Origin of the sequence: Bacillus cabrialesii (assembly GCF_004124315.2) — a bacterium.
In the GTDB taxonomy this organism is placed as follows: Bacteria; Bacillota; Bacilli; order Bacillales; family Bacillaceae; genus Bacillus; species Bacillus cabrialesii.
Genome location: NZ_CP096889.1, coordinates 281,309 through 299,441, shown reverse-complemented (window position 1 = coordinate 299,441; position 18,133 = coordinate 281,309). Strand labels below are relative to the sequence as shown.

General features: G+C 48.5%; 15 protein-coding genes. 4 read left to right on the top strand and 11 right to left on the bottom strand.

Annotation, left to right across the window (positions count from 1 at the left end):
- Nucleotides 1-228 precede the first annotated feature (228 nt).
- From garD to glnK, 8 genes are all read right to left on the bottom strand, one after another.
- Nucleotides 229-1,761: a galactarate dehydratase gene (gene garD / locus EFK13_RS01635; protein WP_129506827.1), complete on the bottom strand. Its 1,533-nt coding sequence runs from the start codon at nucleotides 1,759-1,761 to the stop codon at nucleotides 229-231.
- 92 nt (nucleotides 1,762-1,853) lie between these two features.
- Entirely contained in the window at nucleotides 1,854-2,555 is a 702-nt protein-coding gene (locus tag EFK13_RS01630; RefSeq protein WP_129506828.1) for a FadR/GntR family transcriptional regulator, read from the bottom strand.
- Nucleotides 2,556-2,624: 69 nt separating this feature from the next.
- Nucleotides 2,625-3,992: a glucarate dehydratase gene (gene gudD, locus EFK13_RS01625; RefSeq protein WP_129506829.1), complete on the bottom strand. Its 1,368-nt coding sequence runs from the start codon at nucleotides 3,990-3,992 to the stop codon at nucleotides 2,625-2,627.
- Between the two features lie 36 nt (nucleotides 3,993-4,028).
- Complete coding sequence (gudP, locus tag EFK13_RS01620; protein WP_129506830.1) at nucleotides 4,029-5,396, bottom strand: glucarate transporter GudP; 1,368 nt, start codon at nucleotides 5,394-5,396, stop codon at nucleotides 4,029-4,031.
- An 84-nt stretch (nucleotides 5,397-5,480) separates the two neighbouring features.
- Entirely contained in the window at nucleotides 5,481-6,947 is a 1,467-nt protein-coding gene (gene gucD / locus EFK13_RS01615; protein ID WP_129506831.1) for an alpha-ketoglutaric semialdehyde dehydrogenase GucD, read from the bottom strand.
- Between the two features lie 31 nt (nucleotides 6,948-6,978).
- Nucleotides 6,979-7,905 carry a 5-dehydro-4-deoxyglucarate dehydratase gene (kdgD, locus tag EFK13_RS01610; protein WP_129506832.1) on the bottom strand — a complete coding sequence of 309 codons (927 nt, stop codon included), beginning with the start codon at nucleotides 7,903-7,905 and terminating at the stop codon, nucleotides 6,979-6,981.
- 227 nt (nucleotides 7,906-8,132) lie between these two features.
- Entirely contained in the window at nucleotides 8,133-9,077 is a 945-nt protein-coding gene (gene glnL, locus EFK13_RS01605; RefSeq protein WP_129506833.1) for a glutamine utilization two-component system response regulator GlnL, read from the bottom strand.
- Between the two features lie 10 nt (nucleotides 9,078-9,087).
- Nucleotides 9,088-10,320, bottom strand: a complete 1,233-nt coding sequence (glnK, locus tag EFK13_RS01600) for a two-component system sensor histidine kinase GlnK (protein ID WP_129506922.1) — start codon at nucleotides 10,318-10,320, stop codon at nucleotides 9,088-9,090.
- A gap of 300 nt (nucleotides 10,321-10,620) precedes the next feature.
- Here glnK and EFK13_RS01595 point away from each other — a divergent pair, with 300 nt between their 5' ends.
- From EFK13_RS01595 to mmuP, 4 genes are all read left to right on the top strand, one after another.
- Nucleotides 10,621-11,604, top strand: coding sequence for a glutaminase (locus EFK13_RS01595; protein ID WP_129506834.1), 984 nt, complete (start codon nucleotides 10,621-10,623; stop codon nucleotides 11,602-11,604).
- Between the two features lie 21 nt (nucleotides 11,605-11,625).
- Nucleotides 11,626-13,062, top strand: coding sequence for an alanine/glycine:cation symporter family protein (locus EFK13_RS01590; protein ID WP_129506835.1), 1,437 nt, complete (start codon nucleotides 11,626-11,628; stop codon nucleotides 13,060-13,062).
- Between the two features lie 126 nt (nucleotides 13,063-13,188).
- Complete coding sequence (gene mmuM, locus EFK13_RS01585; protein ID WP_129506836.1) at nucleotides 13,189-14,136, top strand: homocysteine S-methyltransferase; 948 nt, start codon at nucleotides 13,189-13,191, stop codon at nucleotides 14,134-14,136.
- A gap of 118 nt (nucleotides 14,137-14,254) precedes the next feature.
- Nucleotides 14,255-15,667, top strand: a complete 1,413-nt coding sequence (gene mmuP / locus EFK13_RS01580) for an S-methylmethionine permease (protein WP_129506837.1) — start codon at nucleotides 14,255-14,257, stop codon at nucleotides 15,665-15,667.
- Nucleotides 15,668-15,702: 35 nt separating this feature from the next.
- Here mmuP and EFK13_RS01575 read toward each other — a convergent pair whose 3' ends face one another.
- From EFK13_RS01575 to gamR, 3 genes are all read right to left on the bottom strand, one after another.
- A complete protein-coding gene (locus EFK13_RS01575; RefSeq protein ID WP_129506838.1) occupies nucleotides 15,703-16,773 on the bottom strand; it encodes a branched-chain amino acid aminotransferase in 1,071 nt (356 codons plus the stop codon).
- 211 nt (nucleotides 16,774-16,984) lie between these two features.
- Nucleotides 16,985-17,260: a DUF1648 domain-containing protein gene (locus EFK13_RS01570; RefSeq protein WP_129506839.1), complete on the bottom strand. Its 276-nt coding sequence runs from the start codon at nucleotides 17,258-17,260 to the stop codon at nucleotides 16,985-16,987.
- Nucleotides 17,261-17,293: 33 nt separating this feature from the next.
- The gene (gene gamR / locus EFK13_RS01565) at nucleotides 17,294-18,001 is read right to left on the bottom strand and encodes a transcriptional regulator GamR (RefSeq protein ID WP_129506840.1); all 708 of its coding nucleotides are present in this window, start codon (nucleotides 17,999-18,001) and stop codon (nucleotides 17,294-17,296) included.
- Nucleotides 18,002-18,133 lie beyond the last annotated feature (132 nt).

The window sequence follows — 18,133 nt, the reverse complement described above, 5'->3', positions numbered from 1 at the left end:
GAAGGCAGAAAAAAAGAAGGCAGGCATCGCCACCCTCTTTATGATGATAGTATAAGGGTTCATATATAGGCGGATTCATCCCGATTCTCTCGCATTCAGGCGAGAGTCGCTCACTATTGAATTCGTGTCACTCGGAATCTCATGAATGCCATGCTGTAACCCCTCCGTTTCCTATACGCTGATTTTCACTTTACAGCATATTCCATATTCTCGCTATAAAAACATGAATCAAGTCACAGGAGCAGGATTAAACAAGCACAAATCATTATGAAGGCCCCAATGGTCCGCCCACGTTTGTTTGCGGCCGCTTGCCACATCGAGAATCGTCCTGAAAATCTCCCATCCTACGTCTTCGATACCGGCCTCTCCTGTTGCGATTCGACCGGCATTGATATCGATTAAATCAGCCCAATGCTCTGATAAGGAATGCCGTGTCGATACTTTCAGCACCGGGGCAGCCGCCAGGCCGTACGGTGTTCCCCTTCCTGTCGTAAAAACCTGCAGATTCATGCCTGCCGCCAGCTGAAGGGTACCGCACACGAAATCGCTTGCCGGTGTCGCCGCGAACAGCAGGCCTTTTTGCTCCGCTCTTTCACCTGGGCCGAGCACGCCGGAGATGGGGCTTGTGCCTGATTTGGCTACCGAGCCTAACGCTTTTTCCACCACATTGGATAATCCGCCTTTTTTATTGCCTGGTGACGGGTTCGCGCTGCGGTCAGCTTCTCCCCGCCGGAGATAGCTGTCATACCACTTCATCTCGTTGATCAGCGATTGTCCAACCTCTTCACTGACAGCCCGCGGCGTTAATAAATGAATCGCATCCCGCACCTCTGTCACTTCAGAAAACAAAACCGTCGCACCTGCCCGAACCAATAAATCAGCCGCATACCCCACGGCAGGATTCGCCGTCACGCCGGAAAACGCATCACTGCCGCCGCATTGCAGGCCGATCACCAGATCAGAAACAGGGCAGGTCACACGGGTTCTGCTGTTCAGCCTGATTAACCGTTCCTCCGCCATTTCCAAAATGGATTGAATCATCGCCGCAAAACCTTGGTGATCTTGGAGTGATAGGATATCATCAGGATTCTCAGAGACAATTCTTGCCGGGAGGAGCTTTTCACATCCCAATCCGATCACCATCACTTCTCCGCCGAAGTTCGGGTGCTTCGCGAGATTTTGAATCGTGCGGATCGGAATGATGGCATCCGGCGCATTGATCGCCACGCCGCAGCCGTATTGATGATGCAGCGGCACAACGTCATCGACGTTTGGATATTTGGGCAGCAGCTCTTCTTTGATCCGTTTGACCGCATAATCCAAAACGCCAACGACACATTGAACACTTGTGGTGATGCCGAGAATATTTTTCGTGCCGGCACTGCCGTCCGCGTTCCGGTACCCTTCAAACGTATATCCTTCAAGAGGGGGAAGCGGCTTCGGCACTCTGTTTGCGAGAGGAAGATCGTCTAACGCCGGAGGAGCGGGCATTCTCACGAGGGCTTCCCGTATCCAGCTCCCTCGTTTGATCGTCTCGTCGGCAAATCCGATCACCTCTCCGTAACGCACGATCTCATCCCCTTGATTGAGATCGGTTAACGCCACCTTATGGCCTTGAGGGACATCCTCTTCAAGTACGAGCCCGCATGAAAAAACAGTGCCCTTTGGCAGTCCCCCGTCATTGACAATAATCGCCGTGTTATCTGTTTCATTCACTTTGATGTAAAGGGGCTCTTGGTTCTGCCTGAGGTTCATCGCCATATGAAAATCACTCCTTATATCATAGTAAACGCTTTCTTAATCGGTTCAAAAAAGCCGCAGCTCTTTCGTTTCAACTGCGGCTGTCTCTGCAATTATTTCTCATCCATGCCCTTCAGAATTTTGTCACGGACAAATTTCAGATGCTCATACATGTGGTAATGCGCTTTGTAAGGGTCTCTTTTAGCAAGAGCGTCGTAGATTTTTTTGTGATATTCAACCGTTACATCTCTCTCCCTGTACGGAATCTGGCTGTCAATTTTCGCATGGGTGATTAAGAGAGACTGAATCATCCCTTCAACAACGGGGTTATTGGCACTTAACGCAATAATTCGATGGAATTCTTTATCTGCTTCACCATAAAGATTGTCAGTGCTGTTGGCGATGTCGTCGATCGTCTTCCGCAAACGCTGAAGCTCATCCTCATTGATTTTTTCCGCGGCAATCGTCACGAGCCCGAGTTCTAACGCCATCCGCGCTTCAATGATAGCCGGAAGATTATCAGTGGCCAAAGCAAGCATGACGGAAAATGGCTGCATGCCGATTTTGTCGTTGAAATACGTGCCGCCGCGGGTTTTTCTCGTAATGACGCCCAGCGTTTCAAGTGAACTTAGCGCCTCCCGAAGCACCGGCCTGCTGACATGCAAAATGTCCATCAGTTCCATTTCTGTCGGCAATTTATCCCCGGCCTTTAATTGTCCGCTTGATAATAAATGGACAATCCGTTCAATGACCTGCTTGGCTAATGTTTTCCGATTGACTGTATCGACTTTCAGATCTTCTAAACCTTCGTACACGAACAACTCTCCCTTCAGTTGTTCAATTGTAAGACAAAATAGCCGTTATGACAATATTTACAATCAATCTTATCGCACAAGACACGGGCGTTTCCGGTCAAACTTCCAATTGCTCATCAGAAACTGCATAGGGATCGCGTCATTCCGTGCGCCTAAATTCATTTTTTGATAGAGTTCATGCGCTTTTTCCACTTGTTCCATATCAATGTCAACGCCAAGCCCGGGCTTATTCGGCACCTTCACACAGCCATCAGCAATCTCAAAAGGCTGTTTCGTCAAACGCTGCCCGTCCTGCCAGATCCAATGGGTATCAATCGCCGTGATGCGTCCCGGAGCCGCTGCTGCCACATGGGTAAACATCGCAAGAGAGATATCAAAATGGTTGTTGGAGTGAGAGCCCCATGTCAAACCCCAATCATGGCACATTTGCGCAACTCGCACTGAACCCTGCATCGTCCAGAAATGCGGATCAGCCAGCGGAATATCCACCGCGTGAAGCTGAATCGCGTGACCCATTTCCCGCCAGTCCGTCGCTATCATATTTGTTGCGGTCGGAAGCCCCGTAGCCCGGCGGAATTCAGCCATCACTTCACGGGCGGAGTAGCCGTTCTCATCCCCGCACGGATCTTCCGCATACGCGAGCACATCATGCTTTCCTTTGCATAATGCAATGGCTTCCTCTAATGACCATGCCCCGTTCGGATCAAGTGTGATCCTTGCCTCCGGAAAACGTTTTGATAACGCGGTGACAGCTTCGATTTCATCCTCTCCCCGCAGCACCCCGCCTTTCAGCTTGAAATCCTGAAAGCCGTAGCGCTCCTGCGCGGATTCGGCAAGGCGTACAATGGCCTCTGGCGTCAGTGCTTCCTCATGGCGAAGACGGAACCACGCACAATCTGACTTCTCATCGCTTTGATACGGCAAGGTCGTCCGCTTTCGGTCACCGATGTAAAAGAGGTAGCCGAGCATTTTCACTTCATCGCGCTGCTTCCCTTCCCCAAGCAAAGCTGCGACCGGTTCCTGAAGAAACTTTCCAAGCAAATCCAACAACGCGGCTTCCAGCGCGGTGACGGCGTGCACAGTGGTGCGCAAATCAAACGTCTGGATGCCCCGTCCTCCCCTGTCCTGATCGGCAAACTGCTTTCTGACCGTTTGCAATATCGACTGGTACGCGCCAATGGATTTTCCGACAACAAGCGGCTCCACCAGCTCCAGCGTATGGCGTATCTGTTCTCCGCCAGGCACCTCTCCGACTCCCTGATTTCCGCTGCTGTCGGTTAAGATCACGATATTCCGGGTGAAAAATGGGCTGTGTGCGCCGCTCAGATTCAGCAGCATGCTATCATGTCCCGCAACAGGGATCACCTTCATCTCGGTAATTGAAGGAATATTCGATCTTTTTTCGTTTTGAATCTGCTCTTGTATTGGTGAACCCATATTTTCTCCTCCTTGTATAAAGCGCTTTCATAATTATTAGACAGGCAATGATTGATCAGGATCTTGCTCTTGTTTCTTCAATACGACCCGTTTGATCGGCCCGACCAGCAGCAGGTAGCTGAGGATCGCCGCAATCGCGTTAGCGCCGACAAACACGAGCGCGCCATTAAAAGATCCTGTGGCATTGACGATGTAGCCGATAATAATCGGTGTTGTAATCGAGGCAATATTTCCGAAAGTGTTGAACAAACCGCCGCTCAATCCTGCACACTCTTTCGGAGAGGTGTCCGACACGACAGCCCATCCCAATGCGCCGAAGCCTTTTCCGAAAAACGCGAGTGACATAATGACAACGACGAGCCACGCTGAATCTGTGTAGTTGCAGACGATCATACTGCAAGACAGCAGCATGCCGATAATAATCGGCACTTTTCTTGCAAAGGTCAGCGAACGGCCTTTTTTGAGCAAGAAGTCTGACACGATGCCTCCAAGCACGCCGCCGGCAAATCCGCACAGCGCCGGAAGGGAAGCGACAAACCCCGCTTCAAGGATAGACATTCCGCGGGCTTGAACCAAATATACCGGAAACCATGTGAGAAAGAAATAAGTGAGAGTCGTAATGCAATATTGCGCGATGTATACGCCGATCAGCATGCGGTTCGTTAACAGCTGTTTAATATAGGGCCATTTCGATTCTGTTTCCTGCTTGCTTTTGCCGTCATCCATGGAAATCAGCCCGCCGCCCTGTTCAATGTACGCAAGCTCGGCTTCGTTGACTTTCGGATGTTTTTTCGGTTCATACACCGTTTTCAGCCAGATGACAGCTAATAGGATGCCCGCGGCGCCCATGACAACGAAAACGGAATGCCAGCCGAAGGAGTGGGTGAGCCAGCCCATTAAAGGAGAAAAAATGACGATTGCGAAGTATTGAGCTGAATTAAAAAAGGCTGAAGCTGTCCCGCGCTCGGAGCTTGGGAACCATGAGGCAACAACTCTTCCGTTTCCGGGAAATGAAGGCGCTTCGGACAAGCCTACCAGAAAACGAAGTGCAAACAGCAGGATAATCGCTGTACCGGCGGTGAAAAAACCAATCGCCCCTTGCAGCATTGTAAAAAACGACCAGAAAAAGATGCTTAACGCTATGACAGTCTTTGAACCAAATCGGTCCAGCAGCCAGCCGCCCGGAAGCTGGCCGATGACATAAGCCCAGCCAAAAGCTGAAAACACATATCCCATAGCGACCGAGTCCAATCCCAGATCATGCTGGACGGAATCTCCGGTGATGGAAAGCGTCGCCCGATCCGCGTAGTTAATAGAGGTCACAAGAAACAGCATAAAAACGATGAACCAGCGTACTGACGTTTTTTTGCCCGCCGGTGAAACATTCGCATAGTCTTTTTTCATAGTATCTTCTCCTTTTCAAAGTAGAGAATCATATGCTGGCTGTGAGCAAGCTGGGAAAGAGGCGTCCGCCTCTTTCCAGCACCATTACGGCTTTACAAATACGGTTTTGATCGCTGTGAAAAAGTCCTTCGCCGCCTCACCCTGTTCACGGGAGTGGGAGCTCGACTGCTTCATGCCGCCAAACGGCGCTTGAAGCTCAACACCCGCGCTTTCCGCGTTAATCCGGACAAGCCCGGCTTCAATTTCATCAATGAATGAAAGCATTCGGCTAATGTTTTGCGTGAAAATGGATGCGCTTAAGCCGAACTTCACATCATTGGCGATGTCCAGCGCCTCCTCCATCGTGTCCACCTTGATCAGGGCGATCACCGGACCGAAGATTTCTTCTTGGGCAATCGTCATCTCAGATGTCACATTGTCAAAGATGGCGGGCTGAACATAATAGCCGTTTTGATACTTCCCATCTTCCAGCTTTTCTCCTCCGATCAAAAGGGAAGCGCCCTCCTGTTTGCCTTTCTCAATATACGACAGGCAGTTATCAAGCTGATTCTTGCTGGCGATCGGTCCCATCCAGACATCCTCATGTAAGCTGTCACCGATTGTAATATCTTTTGTGCGCTGGAGAAGTTTTTCTTTAAAGCGATCGTAAATTCCGCTTTGCACGATGACACGGCTTGTCGCGGTGCACTTCTGGCCGGTTGAACGGAAAGCACCCGTAATGACGGCTTCTGCCGCAGCTTCAAGGTCAGCGTCATCGGCTACGATGACCGGGTTTTTGCCGCCCATTTCAAGCTGATATTTGGCTCCTCTCGCTAAAGCGGCCTGCCCGATGATTTTTCCGACTTGATTTGAACCGGTAAACGTGACGGCATTTACACCTTCATGCTCAGCAAGCCCCTGGCCGACAACAGAACCCGGGCCTGTCACCAAATTGATGACCCCTGCCGGCAGCCCCGCTTCTTCAAAACACGAAATGATCTTCGCGCATGTCACGGCTGTTTCTGTCGCCGGCTTGATGACAATGGTATTGCCATACACCAATGCGGGGGCCATTTTCCAAATCGGAATCGCGACCGGGAAGTTCCACGGAGAAATCACGCCGACCACACCGAGCGGGACACGGGTGGTGAACATGAGCGCGTCTTTGTCAGTAGACGGAATGACATCACCTGTTTTGCGCATGCCCTCTCCGGCGTAATAGCGCAAAATCGCAATCCCGCGGGCTGTTTCCCCTTTCGCTTCCGGCAGTGTTTTCCCCATTTCACGCGTTGCGCAGGCGGCGATTTCCTCCAAGCGCTGCTCCATGATATCCGCTGTTTTGTATAAGTATTGGCCCCGCTCGGCTCCCGTCAGCTTTCTCCAAGCCGTTTTGGCTTCATTAGCGGCGGCGACGGCCCGTTCCACATCATCAGCCGCTGAATTCTGTACATAGCCGACAATATCATTCACATCCGCAGGGTTTTCGACCTTGACCATATCGCCTGATTGAGACTTAACCCACTCTCCGTTAATAAAGTTGAGATACGTGTTTTGATCCGTCATCACAGACATGCTCATTGCCCCTTTCGTATTTTTCTGTTCATCAAACCGTCGCGGCTTTTTTCGGAAAACGGTCAGCCGCCTGCTTCAAAATCGCTTCCAATTGCTGATAGTGCTCTTTTTCAACCGGGCCGACAGGCGGTCTGGCTGTGTTTCTCACATTCAATCCCATGATCTCCATGCCCGCTTTAATCAAAGATACGGCATATCCTTTTCGTTGTTTGCGAATGTCGTTGATCGGGAGAATCACATGCTGATAGAGCTCCTTGACCAGCTCGTCATTTCCGTTTTTCAATGCGTCATAGAACATCCGGGAAATATGCGGAATATAATTTGAAATCGCTGAAGAATAAGAGTGAAACCCGATCGGCATGTAAGCCGGCATCGTCACTTCAGCCATCGGCATTCCGTTGAGCCATCCTAAACGGTCACCTAGCGTATAGACGAGATTAATATTCAAATCCATGTTCCCCACCCCGTCCTTCACACCGACAAGCCGTTCAAATTCCGTCAGCCGCTTGATCTGTTCAAGAGAAAGAACGGCGTTATCGCGCTGGTAAAGAATCGCATTCAGATCAGTGCTTTCAATAATCGTTTTCGCATACTGATACAGCCCCTCCTGTTCGCCATGCACCAAATACGGAGGAAGGATTAAGTAGCCGTCGGCGCCTTTTTTTTCTGACAGCTTCGCCCATTCAAGCGCTGTGCTGAGGTTGCCGCCCACCCCCGTATAAACCGGCACCTTTCCCCCGGCTGCCGAGATTGCGACTTCCACCATTTGCTCGTATTCCTTCTGGCTGAGAGATTGAAATTCACCAGACCCGCAAGCGATAAAAATTGCTTCCAAGCCTTCTTCCAGCAAAAACTCTATGTTTTGAAAAAGAGCTTCTTCCTCCAGTTTTCCTTGTGTGTTAAAAGGAGCAACCGGAAAACCTAAAATTCCAGCGGGTGCTTTTCTCATACGGCTCATCAACATAACCTCCTATTATTTGTGTATACAGCCCCTGACTGAAAGCGCTTTTATTAGTTTTTTGTTTCACATCCGCTCCCTCCCTGCATCCTTTTGTTTAATTGTAAGACAAATAAACAATAAGTCAATATCTTTATTTTCTGATATTTTATAAAAAAGCCGTAAATCGCTGTCCCGCCGGGGTATTGAGCAGCAAAAAAACAGCCGGGACCGCCGGCTGTTTTGGTTTATATCCTTCTTTCTTTCATCGTCTCGTACAAAAGTTTTGCTTCCAAAAAGAACACGTGAATGAATTTTTTCATATTCACTTTTGCGGGGGCGAGAGGTTTTGCATCCTTTGATTGGAGCTCTTTCATTTTCTGGCTGACAACCGGAAAGTCAAAGAATTTCGATGCATAGGTTTCGAATTTCGGATTCGAAAAATCAGTTGTGCCCAGTGAAGCAAAATGGTGCAGCGAATGGATAATCGCTCTGCGGATACGCTGCTCCGAGGCTTTCATTTCGCGATTGACTTCCGTTTCAGATGCCCCTGCCCCCAGTTTCCGTTCCGCTACTTGGGTGAAGATCTGTTTGAGCGAAGGGATGTGTTTTTCGTACGGCTCAGATTGCTCATGTTCTGATAAGTACTGCAGCACCGCCATGAGATCATGCGCACCGCCTTCCCCCATCATGCCCAGTTCGGACAACAGAAAGGTTCCCGCTTCTTTTAAGCCGCTGTCACTTTTCTGCCGGGGACGCGCTTTCCGTTCAGATCGATTGACAAGCCGGCTTAGCGAGTGCTGAATAGCCCGAATTGATTGCTCAAGCTCGATCCGCTCCTTCACCTTTTGGAGAACCGTGACAATTTCAACGCGGTTAATCGGCTTATGGATAAAATATTCGATGCCGAGCGAGTACGCTTCACCAACCATTTCCTTCGCTTCCACTTGAGAGATCATCACGATTTTGCCGGAGTATGTATCCTGAAGCTGGCGAATCGTCTCAATGCCGTCTCTTTCAGGCATTAACAGATCGATTAATAAAATATCAATTTGCTTAAATTGCAGCATATGCCCTTCCACTTGGCTCCCGTCGTCCGCTTCACCAGCAGCTTCCCCGAGATCCTCATCCTCAATGATCTGCCTTAAAATCGACCGTACCGCACGGTCATCATCAGCGATAAAAAAACGCATAGCTTTCGGTTCACCCTTTCTGAATCAAATGCCGGACAGGCAGCCTGATGGCAAACACCACTCCCCGCTGCTGATTATCAAACGTGATATCTCCTTCCAGCTCTGTCACGATTTCCTTCACATATGAAAGTCCGATTCCGGTAGAAGGCGTGCCAAATTCGTCATATTTTGAAGTAAAGCCCGGGTCAAACACAATGTCTCCGATTTTCTCAGAAATGCCGGGACCATTGTCTTCCACCTGGAATTCTATCATACTCTCATTTTGCTTACGGAGCCTCAAGCTGATCATTCCCTCGTCTCCCATGGCCTCTACCGCATTTGCTGTTAGATTATTAATGATCGAGAGCACGGTAAATACGTGATAATCGTCATGCTCCCCTTCTATCGAACAGTGAAAATCAATCTGCTTTCCCAAGGCTTCAGCATACTTTTCATTCATTCGAATCACAAGCTGCAGCAAATCAGAAGCCCTCATATAGTCTCTTAAGCTCTCATTCGAAATCATTTTTGAAAGCCCTGCGAATATCCGCTGGTTGTCCTTTTTCACCTCATGAATCTCCCCAGCCAGCCTCAGGATTCTGCTGCTGAGCTGTTCATCCATGCCCTTGGCTTCCCGATAGAGCTGATACGAATCGTTTGTCACTTTCTCTGTCGTTTTCAATGTCTTTTTTAAATGCACCGTCTCTTCATATAAATTGGAAACGATCATCAGCATGTGCTCATGCTGCCGCCTTGTCTGTTTTTCCCTCGATTGCGTTTCATACAGCTTCAGCACACTGTAAAAGCTCATGACGATAAATGTGTGAGAAATTGCGATCACCGCAATGTCTGTGATTTTCTCAGGCGTCACAACCGTATGAAAAATGAGAAACTGCACGGCCAGCTCGACACAATCTGACACAATTTCAATCATAAACCCGATGAAACCGAGCATAACCGGCCGTTCCCGAAAACGATTAGCCTTTAATACGGAAAACAGACAGGCGTAAGTCATATAAAAGAAAAAGCCAGACGCCTGGTCATACAGAATCGGAGCCAGCCCATCGTGTCCCCCGCCCCATAATTCCAGAAGGACGCGAAAGACGAAAACCGCCGCTCCCGTCAGAAGCCCCGGCAGCACAGCGGGCACTTGCCGCAGCAGCGATAAGAAGAAGAAAAAAACCGGTGCGCCAAAGCTGATGCGGAACTCTTCATTAAGGGGATAAAATTTCAGTTCACCGGCCAGCGGCACCGTAATCAGCATAAGAGCCAGTATATATCCATCTTTTTCAAAAAAGCGTTCCAGTTTTATGATGATCACATCCTCGCTTTTATTTTGGAGAAACGGCAGAAAACCTGCAAATTTCTTTTGACCCAGTACATGAGGTTTTTATAAATCTTACGGCTTATTTTCAACATATTTTTGTCGTATTTTGTATGATTCTGTAGTCGCCATTATACAGTAAATATACCTTCCGCTTTTATGAAAGCGTTTAATGCCCCCTCAGCCTTCGTTTTAATACATCTCAATCCTTAAAGAAGAAAAACAGTGAGGAGGAATTCGATGAAAGAACTCATCATAGAGCGCCAAGAAGAAAAAGACTCTGTGTCACAGCTGCAAGATTGGGTGGAGCACTATCGCCCCTTTGCCGCCAATGGACAAAGTGCAAACTATATCCCCGCTTTAGGAAAAGTCAATGACTCACAGCTCGGCATTTGTATATTGGAGCCTGACGGAACAATGATACACGCCGGTGACTGGAACGTCCCTTTTACCCTGCAAAGCATTTCAAAAGTGATCAGCTTTATCGCCGCCTGCATGAGCCGGGGCATTCCCTATGTGCTCGACCGCGTAGATGTCGAGCCGACAGGTGACGCCTTTAATTCAATCATTCGGCTCGAAATCAACAAGCCGGGAAAGCCATTTAACCCTATGATCAACGCGGGCGCCCTCACCATCGCCTCGCTTCTTCCGGGTGAGTCGGCACACGATAAGCTCGAGTTTCTTTACTCGGTGATGGAAACGTTAATAGGAAAACGGCCGAGAATTCATGAGGAAGTGTTCCAGTCTGAATGGGAAACCGCCCACCGCAACAGAGCGCTGGCCTACTATTTAAAAGAAACAAACTTTTTAGAAGCAGATGTAGAAGAAACGCTTGAGGTTTACTTGAAGCAATGCGCGATGGAGAGCACGACAGAAGACATTGCATTGATCGGCCTGATTCTTGCCCATGACGGCTATCATCCGATTCACCGTAAGCAGGTGATTCCAAAAGACGTTGCAAAATTAGCCAAGGCGTTAATGCTGACGTGCGGCATGTACAACGCTTCAGGGAAATATGCGGCGTTTGTCGGCGTGCCGGCCAAAAGCGGCGTTTCCGGCGGCATCATGGCGCTGGTTCCTCCAAGCGCCCGAAGAGACCAGCCTTTTCAATTCGGATGCGGCATCGGCATTTTCGGTCCTGCCATTGACGAATACGGCAACAGCCTCACCGGCGGTATGCTGCTGAAGCATATGGCGCAAGAGTGGGAGCTCAGCATTTTTTAAACATAAAAAAGAGGTGATCGTATGCAGCAAATCCTGGAACATATCGTCGGTATCGCAAATGATCTTTTATGGTCAAAGCTATTAATTGTATTGCTCCTCTCACTGGGAATCTATTTTACGGTCAGGCTTAAGTTTTTGCAGGTTCGCATGCTGAAAGAAATGGTGAAAGTGTTAAGAGAAGGTGCTGCTTCCCGGTCGAAAAACAGCATTTCTCCGTTTCAAGCGTTTTGCATCAGCATGGCGGCCCGTGTCGGCACAGGAAATATTACGGGCATTGCCATCGCTATTGCGCTCGGCGGACCAGGTGCGATCTTCTGGATGTGGATTATCGCCATTATCGGATCAGCATCCAGCTTTGTGGAAAGCACACTGGCTCAGATTTATAAAGTAAAAGATGTAAACGGCTTCCGCGGCGGGCCCGCTTATTATATGGAAAAAGGGCTGAACAAAAGGTGGATGGGCGCGCTGTTTGCCGTATTAATCACCTTATCGTTCGGTATTGTCTTTAACTCGGTTCAATCAAATACAGTCAGCCTCGCTTTTGAAAACGCGTTCGGCACAAACCGCCTGACATTGGGACTTATTTTAATTGCTGTGTTCGGCACGATTATTTTCGGCGGTGTAAAACGCATTGCGAAGCTGGCTGAATCCATTGTCGTCGTATTGGCGGTCCTGTATATCGGAGTTGCGTTTTTCGTGATTTTCACCAACATTACGCAGCTGCCAGACGTGCTGGCGCTGATCGTGAAAAACGCATTTGGCTTTGAACAGGCCGCCGGCGGCGCTTTGGGAGCGGCGCTAATGCAAGGCGTCAGACGAGGAATTTTTTCAAATGAAGCGGGAATGGGAAGTGCACCGAATGCCGCTGCCACAGCAACAACAAGCCATCCTGTCAAACAGGGGCTGATCCAAGCGTTTGGTGTACTCACAGATACGCTGGTCATATGTACAAGCACCGCCTTTATCATCCTGTTTTCGGATGCCTATCATACTCCGGGACTGAGCGGAATCGCGTTGACACAAGCCTCTCTCAGCTCCCATGTCGGATCGTGGGCATCAGGCTTTCTCGCCATTCTGATTTTGTTATTCGGATTCTGTGCTTTAATCGGAAACTATTATTATGGCGAAACCAATATCGGGTTTTTGAACAAAAGCAAAAAACTGATATTCGTCTACCGTATCGGCGTGCTGGCGATGATTGTGTTTGGCTGTGTCGCCAAAGTCCAGCTCGTCTGGGATCTTGCTGATTTGTTCATGGGCTTGATGGTCGTCGTGAATTTAATCGCCATTGCTTTATTATCAAAGGTCGTTTTTGCGGCGCTGCAAGACTATACACGCCAGAAAAAAGCGGGCAAAGATCCGGTCTTTTATAAAGATGTGCTAAAAAACCACAATGGCATTGAATGCTGGCCGCTTTCTGACACACAGGCTGACAGCCACAACAAACAAATATCGTAAAAAAAGGGTGTTCAGACATACAGGCTGAACACCTTTCCCTTTTGCGTTTATTGACAAACCTGTAAGCGTCCATTACGATTTTCATATCTTTTTTAAAAAATCTGAAAGAAGGCATCGGTACATTCTATGAATCCTATCCAACACATACTAGAGACATACCCGCTGATTGTGCTAGACGGCGCCATGGCGACCGAGCTTGAACGCAAGGGCTGTGATTTGAACGACAGTCTTTGGTCGGCAAAAATCCTGATGGAAGAGCCGAACCTGATTAAACAAGTCCATACTGATTATTTCGCGGCAGGCGCCGACTGTGCGATCACCGCCAGCTATCAATCTACATTTGAAGGCTTTGCCGCACGCGGGCTGAGCGAAGCGGAAGCACGCCGGCTCATCGAGATGTCCGTCACCATCGCAGCAGAAGCACGTGATGAATTTTGGGCGTTTGAAGAGAACCGACTGAATCGGCCAAAACCGATCGTTGCGGCTTCTGTAGGCCCTTATGGCGCTTATCTTGCGGACGGGTCTGAGTATCGCGGCAACTACGGAATCTCAGAGGATGAACTGATAGAATTTCATCGTCCCCGGATCAAAGCGCTTATCGAAGCCGGAGCTGATGTTTTGGCATGCGAAACAATTCCGTGTCTGACCGAAGCAAAAGCGATTGTGCGGCTGCTGAAGGAATTTCCTGAAACGTATGCGTGGATCAGCTTCAGTGCAAAAGACGGTCTGCATATCAGTGACGGAACACCTGCAGCTGACTGTGCGTCATGGATTGATGAGTATCGCCAAATTGCAGCGCTCGGCATCAACTGCACGCCGCTTCAGCATATCCCTTCCTTGATCGAGGAGTTAAAAAAGCACACATCAAAACCGATCATCGTCTATCCGAATTCAGGCGAGCAATATGATCCGGAGACAAAAACGTGGAACGGCGCGGCATGCGCGGAACCTTACGGAGAAACCGCCCGCATCTGGCTTGAAAAAGGAGCGAAGCTGATCGGCGGCTGCTGCCGGACAAAACCTGAAGATATTAAAGAAATTGCGGCTTGGGCGCGCTCTATAAAAACAACTTGACTTATCGGAATTGTTTGTATATTCTATCTAAAAGCCGGTTCGCCGGAGTCTCGTGTCACTCGCTGACATGAGATTTTTTATTAGGAAGGAAAAATCGCCGATAGAAAGTTGGAATAAAATGAACTCCGCTCACAACAAGAATGAGACAAACTTTCAGAGAAGTATGAAAAGCCGGCACCTCTTTATGCTTTCCTTAGGAGGTGTCATCGGAACCGGTCTGTTTTTAAGCTCTGGCTATACCATTCAGCAGGCAGGCCCGGCGGGAACGATACTCGCCTACTTGGTCGGCGCCGGAATCGTCTATTTGGTCATGCTGTGCCTCGGTGAACTATCTGTGGCCATGCCTGTGACAGGCGCCTTTCACACTTATGCAGCCAAATACATAGGGCCGGGCACCGGGTTTACGGTTGCATGGCTGTACTGGCTGACATGGACCGTGGCATTGGGATCAGAATTCACCGCAGCAGGCCTGTTAATGCAGCGCTGGTTCCCTCATACATCCGTTTGGATGTGGAGCGCCGTCTTTGCGCTGCTCATTTTCTTGCTTAACGCATTTTCGGTCAAGTTTTTCGCTGAATCAGAATTTTGGTTTTCCAGCATTAAAGTATTAGCCATTGTATTGTTTATTCTGTTAGGCGGCTCTGCCATGTTTGGCATTATCCCGATCAAAGGCGGAGAAGCCGCTCCGATGCTGTCCAACTTCACTGCGGAAGGCGGGCTCTTTCCAAATGGATTTGTCCCGATCTTGATGACGATGCTGTCCGTCAATTTTGCCTTTTCGGGAACGGAGCTGATCGGAATTGCCGCTGGAGAAAGTGTTGATCCCGACAAGACGATACCAAAAGCGATAAAAACAACGGTCTGGCGGCTCTCACTCTTCTTTGTCGGAACGATTTTTGTACTGTCAGGGATGATTCCAATTCAAGATGCAGGCGTCATCAAAAGCCCGTTTGTCGCTGTCTTTGACAGAGTCGGAGTACCGTACGCAGCCGATATCATGAACTTTGTCATTCTGACAGCGATCCTGTCAGCGGCAAATTCTGGACTCTATGCTTCTTCCCGGATGCTGTGGTCGTTATCAAAAGAAAAGACGCTTCACCCAACGTTTGCAAAGCTGACATCAAAAGGAACCCCGTTTAACGCACTGGTGTTCAGCATGATTGGCGGCATTTTGTCACTGCTGTCCAGCGTATTTGCACCAGACACTGTATACGTTGTGCTCGTATCGATTTCCGGTTTTGCGGTTGTTGTCGTGTGGATGGGAATCGCCGCTTCTCAATTCATGTTTAGAAAACGTTATATCGAAGCGGGAAACAAGATTGCCGATTTGAAATACCGGACCCCTTTGTACCCGTTCGTGCCGATTGCCGCGTTCCTGTTATGCCTGGCTTCTGTTATCGGCATAGCCTTTGATCCGAACCAAAGAATCGCATTGTATTGCGGCATTCCGTTTATGGCCGTCTGCTATGCGGTGTATTACGCGAAAAACCGAAAAAACCAGCCGGCTGCTGATATAACACATTCAAAATAAAAAGAACCTGCCTCCGGGCAGGTTCTTTTTCATCGTCAAACTTCCACCGTCCAGTTGAGCGGCCCTTTCACTTTGCCAAGCTGAATATCTGTTATCGATTCATACAGTTTTTTCGAAATGTCCCCGATTTGTCCGTCGCCTACAATCACCGTCTTCCCATGAATATTGAGTTCACCGACAGGCGTAACGACCGCTGCCGTGCCAGTGCCAAAGACCTCTGTCAATTCTCCGCGTGCAGCGGCCGCGTAAATCTCATCAATTGAAATTCTCTCTTCACGAACCGGAATGCCCCAGCTGCGAATCAGGTCAATCGCAGACGCGCGTGTAATCCCGCTTAAAATGCTTCCGCTTAAAGCCGGTGTGACAGCTTCCCCGTTGATGACGAAAAAGATGTTCATGCTTCCTACTTCTTCCACGTATTTCTTTTCAATGGCGTCAAGCCACAGCACCTGGTCATAGCCCAGCCCATTCGCTTTTCGCTGCGCCTGAAGGCTGGCGGCGTAATTCCCGGACGTTTTCGCATGTCCGACTCCGCCATTGACCGCCCGAACATACTCATCTTCGACATAGATTCTGACCGGCTTCAGCTGATCGTCCCCATAATAAGAGCCAACAGGCGAAAGCACGATCATGAATGTATAGCTCTTGGATGCCTTCACACCAAGACTTGGTTCTGTAGCAATGACAAACGGACGAATATACAGTGACGTTCCCTTTTCCTTTGGAACCCAATCTTTCTCAAGCTCAACTAATTGCGTCAATGCCTCAAGCACAAGCTCTTCGTCTAAAGGAGGCATACTCATGCGCTCACACGATCTATTCAGACGTTTGATATTTTGATCCGGCCGGAACAGCAGCACCCTGCCATCTTCTGCTCTGTACGCTTTTAATCCTTCAAAGACAGCCTGGCCATAGTGGAAAACGGATGCAGACGGATCAAGCGTAAGCGGCGCGTATGGAGCAATTCTCGGATGGTGCCAGCCCATTCCCTCTTCATAGTCCATCACAAACATATAATCTGTGAAATATTTCCCGAACTCCAAGGATGACGGGTCGGGTTTTTCCTTATGAAATGCAATTTTTTCTCGTTCAATAAGCTTATTCAATCTGATCAGCACACCTTTCAGTCATAGTTGTTTAAATATTCAGTCTTTTTAAAGCTGCAAAAAATATAAAGTCTCTCTTTTGATGATACGCCGCTCCACACCGATAAATTTCAGAATATTCTTTAGGATCATCAGCTATTATACACCACATTCATTGTCAGATGAAGCTGAAATTAAAGAAAAACAGCCAGTTTTATTCTGGCTGTTTGATTTAGACCGCTAAATAAAGGACGACAATGTGGCAAATCAGCAAAATATACACTGCGATCACAAATGGCCAATTGATCTTCCGCGCCCATGCAAACACCACCATCAAAACAGGCAGCATCACAGTCCCCGCCAGCTTGTTAACCGTCAGATCCGGGCTGTTCGCTACATCATAATGAATCGGCATCTGCGCCGGAAGAAAAGGGTAAAACACGATTGAAAGGAGGAATGCAGCAATCACAGCTCCCCACAGCACTTTTCCATTCGTCGATAGAAACATAGAACGACCATTCCTTTCTTATCACGTATTGCTTTATGAATGATATGACTGTTCTACGGTGAATTTCGTTCGGTCTCCCCGGGTAATAATTTGCGCATATTCTACTACTTCTTCATTTTTATCATAGGTAAGGGATTCTGATAAAAACGCCGGCGCTCCGACATTGGTTAACAAGTGGCCGCTGATCGTTTCATCGGTTAAAATCGGCTCGATCGATTCCGTCCCCCTGCTGATTTCAATGTTGTATTTTGTACTTAACAGCTCAAACAGCGAGCCGGTGCACTCTTCCTGCGCCAGCCCCGGTGCCGCTTTCCAAGGAATATATGAGGTGTGATACTGCAGAGGCTCACCCTCGGCGTATCTGACTCTGACAAGCTTGTTGACAGGTTCATTCTCTTTCATTTTCAAAAGCTCGGCAATGGAGTGATCGGCAGGGATCACCACGAGTTCAAGCACTTTTGATTCAGAACGCAGGCCTCTCATTTGTTCTGCAAAGCTCGTAATTTTATGCGGAATCGGTGTTTGTATTTTTGCCGCTGATACAAATGTTCCTTTGCCCTGAATCCTCTTAATATATCCCTCAAGTTCAAGCTGCTGCAGGGCCAGTCTCACCGTTGTTCTGCTGACATCATATTGCTCGCAAAACTCGCTCTCCGTCGGCAGCTGATCATTCGCCTGATATTTGCCCGACTTAATTAATTCAATGATTTTAAACTTGATAACAGAATATAAAGCTGTCATTTCATTCTCCCCATTCTGTATGGAAACGGTTCCTTTTGATTGAGACCATGATACCATTTGCCTTCCCAATATGAAAGATTTGTATCCTTTTTTTATAACGAATTTTCAGAAATTAATATTGACAGTTTGATA